The organism is Helicobacter brantae (assembly GCF_003364205.1).
GTDB classification, from domain to species: domain Bacteria; phylum Campylobacterota; class Campylobacteria; order Campylobacterales; family Helicobacteraceae; genus Helicobacter_G; species Helicobacter_G brantae.
The window spans coordinates 1-17,624 of record NZ_NXLV01000017.1; the positions used below are offsets into that span (position 1 = coordinate 1).

General features: G+C 39.2%; 12 protein-coding genes. 5 read left to right on the top strand and 7 right to left on the bottom strand.

Going from position 1 to position 17,624, the window contains the following annotated elements; all coding sequences use genetic code 11:
* The 7 genes from CQA58_RS07275 to CQA58_RS07305 form a co-directional block, all read right to left on the bottom strand.
* Positions 1-5,490 (bottom strand): hypothetical protein (locus CQA58_RS07275; RefSeq protein WP_147288623.1); only part of this gene is annotated, 5,490 nt, incomplete at its 3' end.
* Between the two features lie 314 nt (positions 5,491-5,804).
* Complete coding sequence (locus CQA58_RS07280; protein ID WP_115570078.1) at positions 5,805-6,824, bottom strand: formate dehydrogenase subunit gamma; 1,020 nt, start codon at positions 6,822-6,824, stop codon at positions 5,805-5,807.
* 4 nt (positions 6,825-6,828) lie between these two features.
* Positions 6,829-7,455: a formate dehydrogenase FDH3 subunit beta gene (fdh3B, locus tag CQA58_RS07285; RefSeq protein ID WP_115570054.1), complete on the bottom strand. Its 627-nt coding sequence runs from the start codon at positions 7,453-7,455 to the stop codon at positions 6,829-6,831.
* 11 nt (positions 7,456-7,466) lie between these two features.
* Positions 7,467-10,307, bottom strand: a complete 2,841-nt coding sequence (locus tag CQA58_RS07290; RefSeq protein WP_115570055.1) for a formate dehydrogenase subunit alpha — start codon at positions 10,305-10,307, stop codon at positions 7,467-7,469.
* A 10-nt stretch (positions 10,308-10,317) separates the two neighbouring features.
* Entirely contained in the window at positions 10,318-10,539 is a 222-nt protein-coding gene (locus CQA58_RS07295; RefSeq protein ID WP_245942801.1) for a twin-arginine translocation signal domain-containing protein, read from the bottom strand.
* An 85-nt stretch (positions 10,540-10,624) separates the two neighbouring features.
* On the bottom strand, positions 10,625-11,350 hold the full coding sequence (locus tag CQA58_RS07300; RefSeq protein ID WP_115570056.1) for a TorD/DmsD family molecular chaperone: 726 nt from the start codon (positions 11,348-11,350) through the stop codon (positions 10,625-10,627).
* 9 nt (positions 11,351-11,359) lie between these two features.
* Complete coding sequence (locus CQA58_RS07305) at positions 11,360-13,012, bottom strand: 4Fe-4S binding protein (RefSeq protein ID WP_115570057.1); 1,653 nt, start codon at positions 13,010-13,012, stop codon at positions 11,360-11,362.
* A 259-nt stretch (positions 13,013-13,271) separates the two neighbouring features.
* On the opposite strand from CQA58_RS07305, the gene CQA58_RS07310 reads away from it, so the two are divergent.
* The 5 genes from CQA58_RS07310 to CQA58_RS07330 all read left to right on the top strand — a co-directional run bounded on the left by CQA58_RS07310 (position 13,272) and on the right by CQA58_RS07330 (position 17,622).
* A complete protein-coding gene (locus CQA58_RS07310; protein ID WP_115570058.1) occupies positions 13,272-14,801 on the top strand; it encodes a Na+/H+ antiporter NhaC family protein in 1,530 nt (509 codons plus the stop codon).
* Between the two features lie 179 nt (positions 14,802-14,980).
* Positions 14,981-15,286 (top strand): c-type cytochrome, encoded by a 306-nt coding sequence (locus tag CQA58_RS07315; protein WP_115570059.1) that lies wholly within the window; start codon positions 14,981-14,983, stop codon positions 15,284-15,286.
* A gap of 99 nt (positions 15,287-15,385) precedes the next feature.
* Positions 15,386-15,850 carry an RNA pyrophosphohydrolase gene (locus tag CQA58_RS07320; protein WP_115570060.1) on the top strand — a complete coding sequence of 155 codons (465 nt, stop codon included), beginning with the start codon at positions 15,386-15,388 and terminating at the stop codon, positions 15,848-15,850.
* Positions 15,850-17,070, top strand: a complete 1,221-nt coding sequence (locus CQA58_RS07325; protein ID WP_115570061.1) for an aspartate kinase — start codon at positions 15,850-15,852, stop codon at positions 17,068-17,070. Before CQA58_RS07320 ends, CQA58_RS07325 begins: the two co-directional genes overlap by 1 nt.
* Positions 17,071-17,079: 9 nt before the next feature.
* Complete coding sequence (locus CQA58_RS07330) at positions 17,080-17,622, top strand: HobA family DNA replication regulator (protein ID WP_170126768.1); 543 nt, start codon at positions 17,080-17,082, stop codon at positions 17,620-17,622.
* Positions 17,623-17,624: the final 2 nt, after the last annotated feature.

Here is a 17,624-nt window from a genome sequence, read left to right on the forward strand (position 1 = left end):
TTGATTGAAGTATCCAAAGGCAACTTCTACTTGAGGATCAATATACCAGCTTCCTTTTTCACTCTCACCAAAACTATATCTATAACCAAACTCATCACTTAGCACCATTGCAAAGTTATTGGTTTCACTCATTCTAGTAGGATCTGTGCTAAAAGAGAATTCACTCATAATGTAATCAAACTTAAAGATTGTGTCATTATACCAGCCACTATCAGCAACATAGGAGTTATAAAGCCCTACTTCAATCATATTGGAATTGACTTTATCAAGTGCAACGCTATTGCTTGAAGCTCCATTTGTATTGAGGGCAAGAGTATTACCTTTTGTATTTGAAGTTCCATAAGCTAGGGCAATTCCCATAAAGTTTCTAGCATTCTCTCCTATGCTAAGTGAGTAGTCATATCCTGCTTGAGCTGTAACATAATCTGTCCTACTGCCAGAGCCAAAGTCATTACTCATACTTCCTCCAAAGACTCTAGCCCATACTCCATTACTATGCTCACTCTCTCGCAATTCTCCCATTCTTTTATTTAGAGAGTTGAAGTTAGCAAGGAAAAGATCATAATTGACTGTGAGAGCCGTAGAGGCGATTTCTTGGAATACAGGATCTACACCCAAATCCACAACCTTTCCGATATAGTAGTCTGTGGTGTTGTCATTCTGATTTACAACAGACACTAAATCCATAACTACATCATTAACTCCAATGAGACTGATTCCTGACTCTACTGCAATGTTATTACTTGCTTTTGCAACAAGAGTATTGTTTGCATTTGTGTGATTGCTATAAGTGATGTCATAAACATCCATCTCTCCCTTGAGTGTCAAAATTGCCTTTGCATTAGAGCCTCCATTGCTTAGAGTGATTTGATCGTTTTGAGAGGAGCTTACAAAGAGATTGAAAGTTGTGTTCTCTGAAGTGTAGTTATCAACGACAAGAGTTTTTCTTGTAGGCATAGTTTGTCTTGAAGAAATAGCTTGGACATCATTGGCTAAATCTACTCTTCCTCCATTTCCTGAGAGTTGTGAAATGTGATTGGAGTTAGTTCCGAAAGTAAGTGTCCCACCATTAAGAGCTACATTGATAGCCCCTGCACTGCTATTATTTATCCCACCTTGAGCGTGAAGTGTTGCACCTGAATTGACTTGGAGGGTTAATCCTTTGTCAGTTGCTACTGAAGTGCTGTTGATTGCACTAGCAATCACATTACTTCCACTAGAGAAAACTGCGAGATTTTTATCAGCTCCACCATTTGTAGCACTAATGCTTTGGATTGTTCCACCATTGAGGGTGAGGGTAGAAGCATTTGAAGCACTATTTAGCTCTACATCAAGATTGCCTACAATATTATGAAGTGTTGCACTGACATTATTGCTAGAAGAATCAAGAGTTAAAGTATTTCCACCCTTTGCATTAGCATTGAGAGTAGCAATATCAATGGTTTGAGTTTTTAGAGTGAGAGTAGAGCTATTATCTCCTGAGAGATTGGCAGTGTTGAGAGTGATAGCTTCAGTTCCACTTAGAGTCACACTTCCATTCTCAGCCACTTTTAGCACAGAATCTCCTGCTCCACTCATTCCACCACCAAGAGATAGTTCTGTATTGTTTGCTAGTTCAAATGTAATACCTTGATTTGCTCCTACACTTATCGCTCCTGAAATAGTGGTTTTTCCATTTTGTAGGGAGAGAGTGTTGTTTGTAGAGTTTGCTCCTAGCGTAACTCCTGCTAGAGTTCCATTACCATTACTCAAAATAAGTTTAGCTTCTTTGGTTTGGTTTCCATTGAAGTTGGCTGTGAGATTATTGCCTGTGAGAGTGGTGATTGTGGCTTGGACTCCACTCTGACTTCCTGCTCCATCAAGAGAGAGGATACCTGCATCGTTAGCTGTAACAGAGCTAAGAGCATTGCTAGAGCCTTGAAGTGTGAGTTTGGCTGTGCCACCATTAAAGACTGCATTATTAGCTCCACTATCGCTTTGAGTGATATTGCCCTTGATTGTTCCTGATTTATTGGTTGCGATATTGATTGTGGTAGTTGTAGCTGTTGTATTAACTCCTGTATTTAGCACTCCATTATCGGAATTGAAGTTGATATTTGTAGTCCCTCCACTTGTAGAAATGTCTTTGCTCTCTCCATTTGTGTTTTGCCAAGATAGAGTTTTATTGTCTGTATCAAAGGTGATAGTATTTGTCCCACTAGAGAAAGCTAATCCATCGCTGTATTTGAGAGTGGCATTATTTTTGATGACAAAGTTATGAGTTCCATTATTTGTCAATGTTCCTGTGAGGGTGTTTGTCCCTCCAAGATTGAAAGAGGTGCTTCCACTTGCTTGAGTTTCAAGATTTTGAGAGAAAGTTAAACTTGCTCCACCTGCTAAGCCAAAGATGATTCCCTTATCGGCTTCTATGGTTACTTTCTCACTAATCGCTGTTGTTCCTGTCCCACTTAGCACCAAAGTATTATTAGTCCCACTTGTAACGCTTATGGATTTAAGAGAAGTGGCATTGGCAGTATTGAGGGTGAGTTGGGTGGATTTGCTTGTATCAATTCCTTTGAAATCTACTTTTAACTTATCTCCATTAGTCAATGTGCCTATACTTGCTACTACACTCTCATTGCTTGTTGCATCTAGGGTGAGGGTATTTCCTGTGGTGGCACTAGCAAAAGCTGTGAGGGTTGTGATAGCACTAGATGAGCCTTTGAGAGTGAGGGTGGAGCTATCGCCTGAGAGAGTGAAGTTATTTTTTGCTCCATTAGAGGTGGTAATATCCCCTGTTATTGCAATAGAGCTACTTTCTCCTACAGTGATTGAGTTGATATTATTAGCATGTCGTGTTGCACTCATTGAATCAATTGTGATATTACTACTGCTTCCACCTGTGATGATATTTTTGTGATGTCCATTGCCATTGTTGTTGTCATATACCGAGAGGGTAGAGAAATGCCCTGTAAGACTGCCTGAGGCTACAATGCTGTTTTGGGCGACATTGGTAGCGGCGTTTCCATAGGCATTTAATGCCACTTTATTAGAATCACTTCCTAGGGTGATAGAGCCTGAGCTTGTGATGTTGTTTTGTCCCCATTGGGCTGTAAGCGTGATTGAACTGCTTGTGCCGATATTTAGGCTTCCTGTTGAAGAGATGGTATTTCTGCCATCGCCATTTACTGAGATATTGCCACTGATAGAGTTTGTTTCATTGTTGTTGAAGGTATTATTAAAAGTGATACTATTTGTTCCATTTCCTGCTGAAATATTCCCACTGATAGAATTCGCTCCACTTGTCCCACTTCCTGCGACAATATTATTGCTTCCACCATTGGCTGTGATTCCTCCTGAGAGAATGATTTGATTGACATTGATATAGTTTGCCCCTCTATTTGTAAATACCCCATCAGAGATTGTTAGATTGATATTGGCTTGGTGAGATGATTCGCTCCAAGATGAAGCAAAATTATCCATAAGTGCAAGAGTATTTCCACTACCTTTTGTAATGCCTTTTCCAATATAGGTATTTCCTGTTTGATCTCCTGAGATTGTGCCTTTGCTATTGATAGCTCCAATTAAAAGAGAGCTATTTGAAGTTTGATCAAAACTCAAAATATTGGAAGCTGTTACACCATTTGCAAAATCTTGCCAAGTCCCCACTGAACTAACCTCTGTAATCTTTGCATTATCACCATTGGTTGCAGTTCCACCGAATTTGAAGATATTGCTAGAACCACTTGAACCCCAAGCTGATTGATTTCTTGCGATGATGGCTGTATTTCCTTTGAAAGTGGAATTTCCTGAAATATTAAAAATATTGCTATTTCCACTTTCCCAACCTGTTACTTTTGCAAGGATAGTTTGAGTGCCATTGCTTTTTCCAAAATTCATTCCTCCACTATTTGCAACAATGATATTTTTTAGATTCCCAAGTCCTCCACTTGCATTGACAGAGATATTTCCTTCTATTGCGTTAGAGATTCCATTGAATGTGAGGGTATTAGTTCCATTACTTGTAGAAATATTTCCTGCAATTGAGTTGGAACTATTTGCCTCTCCTAGTGTAATTGAGTTATTTCCACCATTGGCTGAAATATTCCCACTGATAGAATTCGCCCCACTGCTTGTCCCATTTCCTGCGACAATATTATTGCTTCCACCATTGGCTGTGATTGTATTGGCTGTGAGAGATTTGACATTGATATAGTTTGCACCATTGTTGGTAAAAATGTCTCCTGTGATTGTAAGGTTGATATTGGCTTGATGTGATAGTTCTTTCCAAGTGCCATTATTAAAGATTGTTGAATTGAGGGCTAGTGAGCCATTGCTTCCTGTGGTAATACCCTTGATAATATAGTTATTTCCTGAATATCCACCCTTGCTATCAAGAGTAGCTTTTTTGTTGATTGCCTCAATAGTTAGGTCTGTAGTAGCCACACTATCGCCCTCAAGACTCAAAACATTATAAACTCTACTTGCATCTCCATTTTGAGCTATTGTGCCATTCATTGCCGAAGTGATTTCACTAAGTGTTCCACTCATACTAGATGAGCTTAAGATGTTGATTTTATTGCCTTGATTTGCCCAAGCTGTATTATTGCTTGCTATTATTCCTGTTTGCTCAAAGGTAATGTTACTAGCTTTAATGAGGTTTTTTGTTTGTCTGTATGTTTCAGCATTGGATTGAATCGTAGATGAATTTGTGCCATTGCCAAATGTGAGATTCTGTGTTGCAGTAATGATACTCACTGAATCATAACCACCATTTTGACTTGTGAGTATATCTCCTGCGATTGTGGTATCACTAGTGAAATTGATTGTCGCACCAGAATTTACATTGCGTGCTGTGATATTTCCTTGTAATATGCTAAGCCCATTGATTGTTGTTGTTCCACTTACAAGAGTTACATTTCCTGTAATCTCTGCATCATTGCCTGTGAAAGTCAGATTATTTGTCCCTGCAATGGATTTGAGAGATAGATTTCCCTTGATTCCCTTTCCTCCAAATGTGGCATTTGTGCCCCCTGTTTCAAAATTTTCAATAGATAGATTTCCGTAGAGGGCATATGTGTTGTTGATGGCATTTGTGCCTAATTTAAGAATAATATTTCTATTATTGCCACTGTTCCATGTATTGTTTCCAATACCAACGGTAAGTGTTCCTGTTCCATTTCCCACTTGAATTCCCTTGTCGGATTGGATTAAAAATGGTCCATCAGCAATGCCAATACTAGCTGTATAATTGCCCCCATTAAGAGTATTTGAAATGGATCCATTTTTTTTTACACTAAAAGTGAGATTTTGAATATTGGTGTTTCCATTGACATATTGTGCTTGATAATAAGAGTCTGTACTTTGCCAATTGATTCCAAGAGTGCTACTACTATCATCACCACTCCATCCAAGTTGAATTCTTGGTTGTGCTACTGCTACACTCACTCCTAAAGCAATAGCCAAAGAAGAGGCGATGAGGGGTTTATAGAGAGTTTTTGAAGTTTTCATAATATCTCCTTATGTATATTTGTATATTTAATTTGCTTATGTTACAAATTAGGTTAAAGTCTATTCTACCATAAACAAAGAGTAAATGTATAGAAAAAATAGTCTTTTCACTTGGGGGGGGGGGAATAGCGTATTTTAGGGGATTTGATAGCAATAAAAAAATTTAAAACTTAAATATTATTGATATTTATAGATTTAAATATATTTTTGGATAAAGATATTGCAAAACCCTATATAACGCTCTTTGAGAGATATAAAAGATAATAAAAAGTTGCATAGATAGTTTCTAGGGGTGAAACCCCTAGTTTGTGAGTTTAGTGGTGAGATCCCTCTATTTTCATTTTTTCTAATCTCCCCTCACTCTTTAACTCATTGTAGTAGTAAGAGTGCAAGATTGCTAGCTCTTCTTCTCCCATACTTCCATCAATCATCGCACTCATTGCCCCCTCAATGGCAAAGACTGACATATAGATATGAGTGAAAAGCAAAGCAATGATTGCAAAGCCTAAGATATTGTGAATGATTGCACTTAGCCTTAGAGCATTGATAGGTGCAAATTGAAAATACAAGAAAGCTCCTGTAATAATCATCACAAATCCACCAATAGTGCAAGTCCAAAACCACATCTTCATTCCAGCATTGAATTGCCCTGAAGGGATAGGAGTGGAGATAGTTTTGCCTAATGTGAGGTATCCTCCAAGCATCATTAGCCACTTGATATCATAAGCTTTGGGCAAAGAGGCCTTCACCCACATCAAGAACATTAATGGTCCAAAGATAGCAAAAGCAATCGTGCAAAGTCCGTGAATATCACGAGCAAGTCTGACAAATACTCCACCACCAAAGCTCTCTCCAAACACCATAATCACTCCTGTGATACAGATAGCGACAAAGGGAATAGCTGCAAGCCAGTGGATAGCAATGTTATAGCTTGAGAAGACTTTGTATTTCACTCCGTGAGAGAAAGACTTGGATTTAAAAATCATCAAATGCGATGCAAAAGCCAAAGGCACTAAGATAAGGATAGCCAAAAAGATTTTTGCAAACCATTCTCCTTGCAAAATCATAAATAGCTCTCCTAGTCCCTTACTAGCCTGAATTCCTTCAAGGGGTTTTCCACTATCAAGAGGCCCTACTGCTACTCCTTGCATTTGCATTACACTTCCACTCACAACTCCTGAAGTAGGGCTATTCACTCCCCAATTCTTGATTTGCTCAATTTGTTTGACTCCATAGATTTCTGTGTTTTGAGAGAAGTCTATGGGCTCTTTGGGTGCTTGGGCATAGAGTAGCCCAAACATAGCAAAGAGAAGAGAAAATACTGCACTTCTCATTGCTTTATCCACCATAAGCTTTTGACCAAGAATAAGGAATGCTAGGAGTTCCACTGCCTTTAGCAGCAGAGCGGTAAGTGATGATTGCACTCACTTCTTTTCCACTTCCTGCCAAAAGTGCCTTAGTAGAGCACATTGCAGCACATACAGGCACTTTCCCTTCTGCGATTCGGTTTTGTCCATAGAGCTTCATCTCCTCAGCACTATGAGTTTCCTCAGGCCCACCTGCACAGAAGGTGCATTTATCCATTGCTCCTCTTGAGCCAAATACATCAGATTTGGGGAATTGTGGAGCACCAAAAGGACAAGCATATAGGCAGTATCCACAACCAATGCAAGTCTTTTTATCATGCAATACGATTCCATCAGCTCGGATATAGAAGCAATTGACTGGACACACCTTTGCACAAGGAGCATCAGAGCAGTGCATACAAGCAATAGATACGCTCTTTTCTTTGCCCTCAATTCCATCATTTAATGTAACTACTCTTCTTCTGTTGATTCCCACAGGGAGATGATGAGCTTCTTTACAAGCGACATCACATCCGTGGCAGTCAATACAGCGATTTTCATCACAATAAAACTTCACTCTTGAACTATCAAAATCACTTATATTGTATGTATCACTCATTTTCTATCCTTTTATGCTTTTTCAATACGGCATAGACCGCACTTGGTTTCAGGGATTTGGGTAATGATGTCATAACCATAGTTTGTAACACCATTGATCGCTTCTCCAATGCTATAAGGCACATAACCCTCTGGATAGTTTTTGGCTAGGCTTTCACCTTGAGCGACACCTGCCCAGTGGAATGGAGCAAATACTACCTTTTCTTTGAGGCTGTAAGTTAGTCGGACTTTTACCTTTGCTTTGAAGCCTTCAGGTGAGTGAATCCATACAAAATCACCCTCAGAGATTCCTAGCTCTGCTGCAGTGTTGGGGTTGAGTTGGCAATACATTTCAGGGTTGATTTCTGTAAGTGCCAAGCTAACACGTGCTTCGATTCCCTGTCCGCTGTGTGTAACGATCCTTCCAGTGTTGAGTTGGAATGGGAAGTCTTTTAGCCAATCTTTTTGCAAAGAAGCAAACTTGGTATCCACTCTGAATTGATTGACTTTATCAGGATAAGTGGGATACTTAGAGATAAGGTCAGGTCTTGGAGTGTGGATAGGCTCTCTGTGAAGTGGGATTTTGTCTGGCCAAGTGCTGACATACATTCTTGCTCTTGCGTTTCCATAAGGGCAAAGTCCTGCTTCAAGTGCTTTATTGACCAAAATCATACTGAGATCTGTTTTCCAGTTCTTGCCTTTGACAATCTCTTTTTCTTTCTCAGTGAGTTTCTTGCCTGTAAGCTCTTCGATATTGTCAGCTGTGATTTCAGGATATCCACCTTTTTGGCTTGATTTTGGAGGCACACTTCCCTTACTTGCAAGCATATTGTATTTCTTGCCAAAGAGTTCTTGCTCTAGTCCAAAGTTATTTCTAAAGCCCATACCCCCTTGCATTACAGGGATTGAGTTGTTGTAGAGATTTGGACTTCCGGGGTGTTTTTCATTCCAGCAAGGCCAAGGCAATCCATAATAAGTGTCTTTAAGTGGTCCTTTTCCTTTGAGGCTAACGGTGTCAAAGAGATGCCAATTTGTGGTGTGATCTTTAAGTCTTTCAGGAGTCCAACCACTAAGTCCGATAGTTTTCATACCCATATTGATTTCTCTTGTTGCATCATCAGGCCAAATGAATTTCTCTCTTCCATTTTGTTTTGCGATGTTTGTCATAGAGCGAGTAAATTCATCATAGAATCCTAGTCTTCTTGCAAATTCAAACAAGATTTCCTCATCAGGTTTGCTCTCATAAAGAGGTTTAACGACTTGGAATCTCCATTGAGCTGAACGATTTGTCGCTGTAACTGAACCGCTTGTCTCCATTTGAGAAGCAGCAGGAAGGAGATATACACCATCTTTTCTTTCAGTATAAGCGATTGCATCGTGTGGGAATGGATCTACCATTACAAAAAGCTCAAGGTTGTTGAGGGCTTCACGCACTTTGTTTGTCTGAGCGATTGAGATAAGTCCATTACCCATACAAAACATTGCTCGAATCTTCCCTGCTTTTCCATTGTAGATTTTTTCCTCTTCTAGGACACCTTGCCACCAGCGAGAGAGTGTGAAACCAGGTTTATTCATCATTTCAGAATCAAATTGTGATTTGAGCCACTCATAATCTACATTCCACACTCTGCTCCAGTGCTTGAATGCTCCTTCTGCAAGTCCATAGTATCCTGGGAGGCTATCAGAGGTGCATCCAAAGTCTGTTGCTCCTTGAACATTGTCGTGTCCTCTAAGGATATTTGTTCCACCACCGACTTTACCCATATTTCCAAGGACAAGTTGAAGGATTGGGGCAATTCTTGTGTTTCCTGTTCCAATGCTGTGTTGAGTTAGTCCCATTGCCCAAATGAGGGTAGCAGGTTTTGTTGTGGCATAAAGTCTTGTAACTTCGATGAGTTGCTCTTCTGTAATGCCACAAACATCAGCAGTAACTTTAGGAGTCCATTTCTCAGCTTCTTTTTTGACAGCTTCGATTCCAAAAGTTCTATCATTGTTGTAGGTTTTGTCATCCCAACCATTTTTGAAAATGAGGTGAAGCATTCCATAAATGAAGGCAATGTCAGTTCCACCACGGATTTGAACAAATTTGTCAGCCTTTGCTGCTGTTCTTGTAAATCGTGGATCAATAACGATAATTTTTGCATTATTGACTTCTTTTGCTTTAAGGAAGTGCTGGAATCCCACAGGGTGATTGACAGCAGGGTTTGCTCCAAAGATGATGATTGCTTTAGAGTTTTGGATATCTCCAAGGTGGTTAGTCATAGCTCCATAACCAAATGTATTCGCCACACCGGCGACTGTAGAGCTGTGTCAGAGACGAGCTTGGTGATCGATATTGTTTGTTCCAAACATAGTGGCAAATTTTCTAATATAGTAGCATTGCTCATTGCTTACTTTAGCACTACCAAAGAATTGCACACTATCAGCACCATGATCCTTTTTGAGTTGTGAAAGTTTATCTGAAATTTCGCTAAAAGCTTGATTCCAAGAGATTCGCTTCCAAGCTCCATTTTCTTTTTTCATTGGATATTTGATACGCTTAGCACTTCGCACCATATCAATCATATCTGCACCCTTAGAGCAGTGTCCTCCAAGACTTACAGGGTGATCTTGTGCGACTTCTTGTCTTACCCAAGTTCCATTTTGAACTTCAGCGACGATTCCACAGCCAACTGAACAGATTGTACAAATTGTTTTGACTTTTTGGCTATTTGGATACGCTTCTTTAAGCTCTTCACTTGTTGCATTTCTTACAACACCTTCACTAGCACCTAAACTTGAAATCCCAGCACCAAGTCCCAATGCACTCATCTTCAAAAAACTACGACGAGATGCTTTGAGTGGTGAGAATGTTTGTGCGATATATTCACTCATTCAAACCTCCTTATTTAGCAGAAGCATAGTAAGAGTTCCAATTCTTGGTGTCTCTATACAATATTTCTTTTTTCTTTGAGCGTCCTTGTGCGACGCCATTAGCTAGTGAGTTACTAGAATTACTACCACAACCTGCGATTGCAATTCCACCCACAGCCACCGCGACTGAAGTCTTACTTGCATTTTTCAAAAAATCTCTACGAGATTTTTGATTAAGCATTGCATCATTCATATCTGCTCCTTTATAGTAGGATTGGTAGGGAAAAACCCTACTTTAGAGATTAGAGCTAATCCCTAAAGTAAGGCTCTTGCCTTACTTAAACGCCTCTGCCTTTACCCACTTCTTCTTCGCTCACTTCACTTTTTACTCTCTTTTTCCACTTGGATTTTCTCTCTTCTTTTCGTAAAGCTTCCAAATCCACATACTCTTCTAGTGGGGGTGGAGCAACCTCTAAGTAAAGTCGCTCAAACTCTGCAAAACTCCCCAAAATCTTGGCAACAGATTTATAGAATTTTGCATTTTTGCTTTTGAGGATTTCAAGCACAACAAAATTAACATAATCATTGATAAGCTCTTCAAAGATTTTTTTGCACATTGCAATCGAGCAGGGGTTGGCTTTTTGAAGCAGTGAGGAGCAAAAGAGTAGCAAAAAGCCTAGATGATCTTCAGGCTCGATAAACTCTTCACTCTTTCTAAACTCACTCTCCAAAATCAAATCGCGAATCTTAAGGCACTTCTCTCCAAACTCCCACCCCTCATCATAATAACTTGCTGTAAGAGAGATGGCTTTTTGAGAAAAGTTATCGATAAAAAGTCTATCAAACTCTTGCATTATCTCCTCACACCCTCTGCCTTCTAGCTCTGCAAGGAGGATTTGAGAATCTTTTTGGGTTTGATCATTGATTGGGTTAGCAAAGATTTGCTCTAGGATTTGAATAGCCAAATCTTGATGTCTTTTGATTCCTTGATAGCTAAAAAAGATTCCCAAAAGTGAGTAATAAATCGCTCTTGCTCTATTGATTTGAAGTTCTTCTTCTTTCATTTTCTTTCCTTAAATATTTTCAAACATAATTTTGACTTTGCAATCACTGCAACACTCTATCGTTCTGAGCTTGGCACTATCTCCTAGAAAGTGAGGGGCAATCACGGCTTTGATTTTCTCAATAGATTTTTTAGTCGCAAAGGGTTTGCCACACTCAACGCACTCAAAAAGCTCATCTTTTGCCAAAGTGTGGGTTTCAAACCAAGAGGGATTAAGCTCAATCCCACTAAGCTCAAGTCTGAGTGCATCTTCAGGACAGCTAGGGATACAATACCCACAAGTGGTGCAAAGGCTTGGATTGTATTGAAGGGCAAATTCTTTGGAGTTGGCTGTAAGACAATCGACATTACAAGCCCCCACACAGCTATTACACAAGGTGCATTTGCTCTCATCAATATGGATTTTGCCATATCGTATCATCTCTCCACTTGCTCCACTCTCTACACGCCCAAAGTCATTGTCTTTGACTAGGTATCTTAGTCTTTCTGCAAAGTGCTTTCTTCTTGGCTCTTTGGGGCTTGGAGTGTAGGAGTAGTGGGGGAGAGTGGTGGGCTTATCCCATAGGGTTTGCAACACTTGGTTATCTTGAGCGACAAAGATAGCCTTTGTCCCACAAATGGCTTCATAAATATCATTGACTAGCTTAATAGCCTCAAAGCTTGGGCGAGAAATGATGGGGGAGTAGAAAATCATAGAGTGATTACTCTCTTGAAGCATTGAGAGGAAATGCACTTCTGAGGGGAATTTCTCTCTAGGGATAATCAAAGGGGAGATGTGAGAGGGCAGGGCAATATCTTTGAGTGTGTCCAAAAAGATTTCAGGGATAAGCAAAATGGTTGTATCTTGATAGTATCTGAGTGCTTCAATCATCACCTCGATACTAAAAGAGGCAAAATCCAAAGCTCCCGTAGGACAAGTAGCGATACACCCACCACACCCCATACAATCAAGTTGAGAAAAGTTTAACTCCATTAAAGAATCATTTTTGGTTACTCCAAAAGTAGGGCAGACATTTACACATTTATGACAATACCCCTCTCCATTGCTATCAGGGCGTCTTTGGTGGTATTGGCAGATATGAGAGTTGTAAAGCGTTGTAGTTTTGTAGGTGTAAGTGCCTACTCTTGAGCTAAGAAGCTCTAAAATATCTTTAGCACTTCCAAAATCTCCTGCACTCACAATCCCCAAAAATTTGGGAAGATTATCATCTTGGATAAAGAGAGTGGCTTGAGCAAAGCCAATCTCCTCTCCACTATGTAAAATCGCTTTGAAATCTCCCAGCTGTCCTGAGATATGTGAGATAGAAGAGGGGAGAATCAAAGTGCATTGAAAATCTTTGGCTTCTTTGATAAAGTCTTGAGTAAGCTCATTGTCATTGCCGATGATTGCTAGGGTGTTGGGGACATTGAGAGAGTATTCTTTATAAGGGGCATTATCAAAAATGCTTAGGCGAGTTTGCAAAAATCTATGAATATTTTCTAGCTTGATTTCATCACTTGCATTTGAGTTTGAGAGATACCAATCAATCTCAGGGGCATAGATTTGAGAGCATTCTTTATCGTTTCCTATGAGTGCAGAGGAAAACTCTGTGGCAATTTGAGGGTATTTACCCAATAATTGAGGCGAAAAAAGATAAGAAGTTTTTAATCCAAAAGTTTGCATTTATATCCTTGTAAAAAATCTCAAATTATACGCTTTTTTGAGAAAATAAATCATTAAAAGTTCAATAAAATTAAGACATTATGATTTAAAAAAGTATTAAGGAATAAAAATTATTCTTTGGTTTTGAGAGCTAGGGAGAGATAGGAATTTTTCTACAAATAAAAATGCAAAATTTTTCAAACACATTGTGTTTTTGAGAAAAAGTGATTTTTTCTGCTATGATTTCGCCTTTTGATTTTGACTTATTAGAGGAAAGACTTTGAGTATAGAAAGTTTATTGAGTATTTTACTTCCTGCTGTGGTTTTGCTTTTGGTGTTTATCACAAAACGCCTTATTCTCTCTCTTGTTGTGGGATTATGTCTAGGGGCTGTGTTTGTCAAATACCAAACTCCATTACAAATCCCTTATTATATCTTTGAGAAATTTTTGAGTGTGTTTAGATATTTTGATGAAGGGAAGATGAAAATCAATTGGTATGCGATTCATATTTTTATCTTCTTAGCTCTCCTTGGCATACTTCCTCAAATCTTTGTCCATTCAGGAAGTATCAATGCTTTTGTGAAATGGGCACACTCCAAAGTCAAAGATCCTAGGAGTTCGGAGTGGATTATCTTTGTGGCAGGGTGTGTGATTTTTATTGATGATCAATTCAATGCCCTAACTCTAGGGCGTTCTATGCGACCTCTTAGTGATGCAAGTGGATTGAGCCGAGAGCGATTGGCATATATTATTGATAGCACTTCAGCTCCTGTGTGTATCCTTTTGCCACTTTCTAGCTGGGGGGCTTATATCATCGGAATCCTCAATGGCGTATTGCCTGATCCTAGCAAATCTGTGGGAATTTTGAGTGCAAGTATAGGGCTAAACTTCTATGCGTGGTTTGCACTTTTTGCTGTGTTTTTAAGCATTTTGTGGAGGATTCACTTACCTATTATGCGAAAAAACTTCAATGTAGGAGTAGATAAAAGTGAGATAGAGAATCAAGCTCAAAAGATTGGCTCAATGTGGGCGTTGATTATCCCAATCCTAGCTTTGATTTTTGTTACTTTGGCTTCTATCATCACCACAGGATATCAAGAGGCAAAGGTTTGGGATTTTAGAGCGATTGTAGAGAAAACTAATATCTCTCTTTCAGTCTTGCTTGGAGGGGTAAGTGCGACTTTGATTGGCTTCTTGCTCTCATTTAAAGATATTGAAGAGAGTGAGTATGGCGAGATTTTCAAAGAAGCACTAAAAATCTCACTTCCCTCAATCATCATTTTGATATTGGCTTGGGCGATTGGAGAGGTGGTGCGTTATGACTTGCAGACAGGCAAACACCTCTCAGAGCTTATCTCAGGAGTGGGTGGAGAGAATCTTATGTTTGCCCTGCCTTTAATTCTTTTTGTTTTTTCTATCATTATCGCTTTTGCCACAGGAACAAGCTGGGGGTGCTTTGCTGTGATGATACCTGTGGGTATTGCTTTGGCAGTGCATAATCAACTTGATTTGGTGGTTGCAACTTCAGCGATTTTGGCAGGTGCAATCTATGGAGATCATATCTCCCCAATCTCAGATACAACCATTTTAACTTCAGCAGGAACAGGGTGTGATGTGCAAAGTCATTTCATCACGCAACTTCCTTATGCCTCAATCTCGGCAATTTGTGCTTTTGTCTCTTTTGCTCTTTTGTCTTGGAGCAAGAGTGTTTTGATATCCTATCTTGTGGGGGGATTTTTGCTTGTTGGGATTTTTTATATTTTGAAGAGAAAATACGAACTTAAAGCACATTCTTCTTCTATGCACTAGAAATCTTCCAAAATAGGGGGATTGGAGGATATTTTGAAATTTAAGCAAACCCCATAAATGAGTCAAAAAAGCTATATTTTTCATAAAATAAACGAAATTAAAAAACTTTTTATCTTTTTTGTGATTTAATTCCACAGCGATATTTTTATCGTGGAAGATCTAAACTTAAGGAGAAAAATATGAAAAAGGTAATGGCATTAGGATTGATTTCAGCACTTGCTTGTAGTGCTTTTGCAGTTGATCCTGCAACACTTTATAAAAAATGTGCAACTTGCCACGGAGCAAAAGGAGAGAAAAAAGCACTTAACAAAAGCAATATTATTGCCACAATGAGTGCAGAGCAAATCAAAACCGCACTTGAAGGATACAAAGCAGGAACGCTCAATATCCACGGACAAGGCAAAATGATGAATATGCAAGTCAAAAATCTCTCAGCTCAAGAGATTGATGCATTAAGTCAATACATTCCTACCCTCAACAAGTAAAACCTCAAAAACTACAAAATTTCTCTAAGCTTTTTGCTTAGAGAATTTACTTTTTCTCAAAAATCCCTTATTATTATGTTTTTGAAATGGAGGGATTATATGGAGAAGAAATATCGACCCAATGTAGCAGCTATTGTTCTCTCATCGCAATATCCCCAAGTTTGTAAGTTTTTTATTGCAAAACGCATTGATATTAAAGATGCGTGGCAATTCCCACAGGGGGGGATTGATGAGGGAGAGAGTGCAATAGATGCTCTAAGAAGAGAATTAAGAGAAGAAATAGGGACAGGAGAGGTAGAGATTGTGGCAGAATATCCTCATTGGATTGCTTATGATTTTCCACCAAATGCAGTCAAAAAAATGTATCCTTTTGATGGACAAACTCAAAAGTATTTTTTGGTGCGTTTAAAGTCGGATTTGCTTATCAATATCAACACGCCTCATCCTGAGTTTTGTGAGTATGAGTTTGTGGATTATAAAGAAGTCTTTGAGAGAATCAAACACTTCAAGCGTCCTATTTATAAGCAAGTCTTAGATTATTTTAGAAGTGAGGGCTACTTGTAATGCTAATCGTTCAAAAATATGGTGGGACAAGTGTGGGGGATTGTCAAAGGATAAAAAATGTCGCAAATAAAGTCATCACTGCCAAAAACAGAGGCGATCAAGTTGTAGTGGTTGTATCTGCAATGAGTGGAGAAACCGATAAGCTTGTAGGCTTTATGCAAAGTTTTTGCCACGAGGGTTATACTATCCCTGATGGGAGAGAGTGTGATGTGGTTTTAAGCAGTGGAGAGCAAGTAACACGAGCTCTTCTTGCTCTAGCTTTGCAATCTCAAGGATATAAAGCAATCTCTCTAAGTGGGCAAGAGGCAGGGATTATCACAGATAATATGCACACAAGAGCAAGGATTGAGGGGATCAACACCTCCAAAATCGCTTCTTTGCTCTCTGAGGGATATATCGTCATTGTAGCAGGATTCCAAGGGGCAAGTTTGGAGGGGGAGATTACCACTTTGGGAAGAGGGGGGAGTGATTTATCGGCTGTGGCATTGGCTGGGGCATTGAGGGCAGATTTATGTGAGATTTATACTGATGTTGATGGAGTTTATACCACAGATCCAAGAATCGAGCCTAGAGCTAGAAAGATAGAGAAGATTAGCTATGATGAAATGCTAGAGCTTGCAAGTATGGGAGCAAAAGTGCTTCTAAATCGTTCAGTGGAAATGGCAAAAAAGCTCAATGTCAATTTGGTTACACGAAGCTCATTTAACAATAATGAGGGAACTTTGATTACAAGTGAGGAGAATATTATGGAACAACCAATCGTTAGTGGTGTAGCACTTGATAGAAATCAAGCAAGAATCTCTATTGGAGATATTGAAGATCAACCCGGAATTGCAGCACAAATCTTTGAATCCCTTTCAGAAAAAGATATCAATGTAGATATGATCGTGCAAACTATTGGAAGAGATGGCAAAACAGATTTGGACTTTACAATTCCCAAAACAGAAGTCATCGTTGCTCAAGAGGTGCTTAAAAAGTTTGCAGATTTTTATGGAGAGCTTGAGTGTGATTGTGAGATTGCCAAAGTTTCAATCGTAGGGGTAGGAATGAAATCTCATTCAGGTGTTGCAAGTTTGTGCTTTAGTGCAATGGCAAAAGAGAATATCAATATTATGATGATTGGCACAAGTGAGATCAAAATCTCAATGATTATTGAGATTACAAGAGCTGAGAAAGCTGTGAGGGCATTGCATAAGATTTATAAATTGGACGAGAAGTAAATGGAATCTTTGAAAGATTGGATGCTTAAAACAATCCGAGAGGAGAATAGCAAAGGGGTGATGAGTGGGTGGCTAGAAGAAGAGCTATACAAATGGACTCCTCTTGTTTCTTCTGCTCTCACCTCACTTCTTGGTGGTGTGAGTTTCATTGTCTTGAGTGATACGCCTAGAGCGTGGCTAAGAATGTATATTTTGCAAAACATTAACCACCCCTCAAAAAATCGCCCTTATATGCCTTTTTTGGGAATGGAAAATTTAGATGTGCTTTTGGGTGGGGAGAGAAAAAATGTCGATAATCTCAAACTAGCAGAGGGAATGCTTGATTTGGCTTATAGGGATTATGCGTTTTTTTATATTGGGAAGCGTGAGGGGTTGAGTGCAGAACTTGCAATCAGCAATGAAAATAGCTTTTTGTGGCTACTTGATGAGGATTTACCCAATGCCTTTCATTTGCAGTCATTTAACCCTATGCTAGATTTTAGATTGTTGCAACTCTATAAGATTTTTGATAGCACTCTGAGTGCTTTGATTGCTGGGAAGATTGCAATTTAGGA

What these genes read in the sequence shown, in the direction of transcription:
- CQA58_RS07280 (WP_115570078.1), bottom strand. Translation starts at nt 6,824, where the DNA reads ATGAGAAGTGCAGTATTTTCTCTTCTCTTTGCTATGTTTGGGCTACTC.
- fdh3B (WP_115570054.1), bottom strand. Translation starts at nt 7,455, where the DNA reads ATGAGTGATACATACAATATAAGTGATTTTGATAGTTCAAGAGTGAAG.
- CQA58_RS07295 (WP_245942801.1), bottom strand. Translation starts at nt 10,539, where the DNA reads ATGAATGATGCAATGCTTAATCAAAAATCTCGTAGAGATTTTTTGAAA.
- CQA58_RS07300 (WP_115570056.1), bottom strand. Translation starts at nt 11,350, where the DNA reads ATGAAAGAAGAAGAACTTCAAATCAATAGAGCAAGAGCGATTTATTAC.
- CQA58_RS07305 (WP_115570057.1), bottom strand. Translation starts at nt 13,012, where the DNA reads ATGCAAACTTTTGGATTAAAAACTTCTTATCTTTTTTCGCCTCAATTA.
- CQA58_RS07315 (WP_115570059.1), top strand. Translation starts at nt 14,981, where the DNA reads ATGAAAAAGGTAATGGCATTAGGATTGATTTCAGCACTTGCTTGTAGT.
- CQA58_RS07320 (WP_115570060.1), top strand. Translation starts at nt 15,386, where the DNA reads ATGGAGAAGAAATATCGACCCAATGTAGCAGCTATTGTTCTCTCATCG.
- CQA58_RS07325 (WP_115570061.1), top strand. Translation starts at nt 15,850, where the DNA reads ATGCTAATCGTTCAAAAATATGGTGGGACAAGTGTGGGGGATTGTCAA.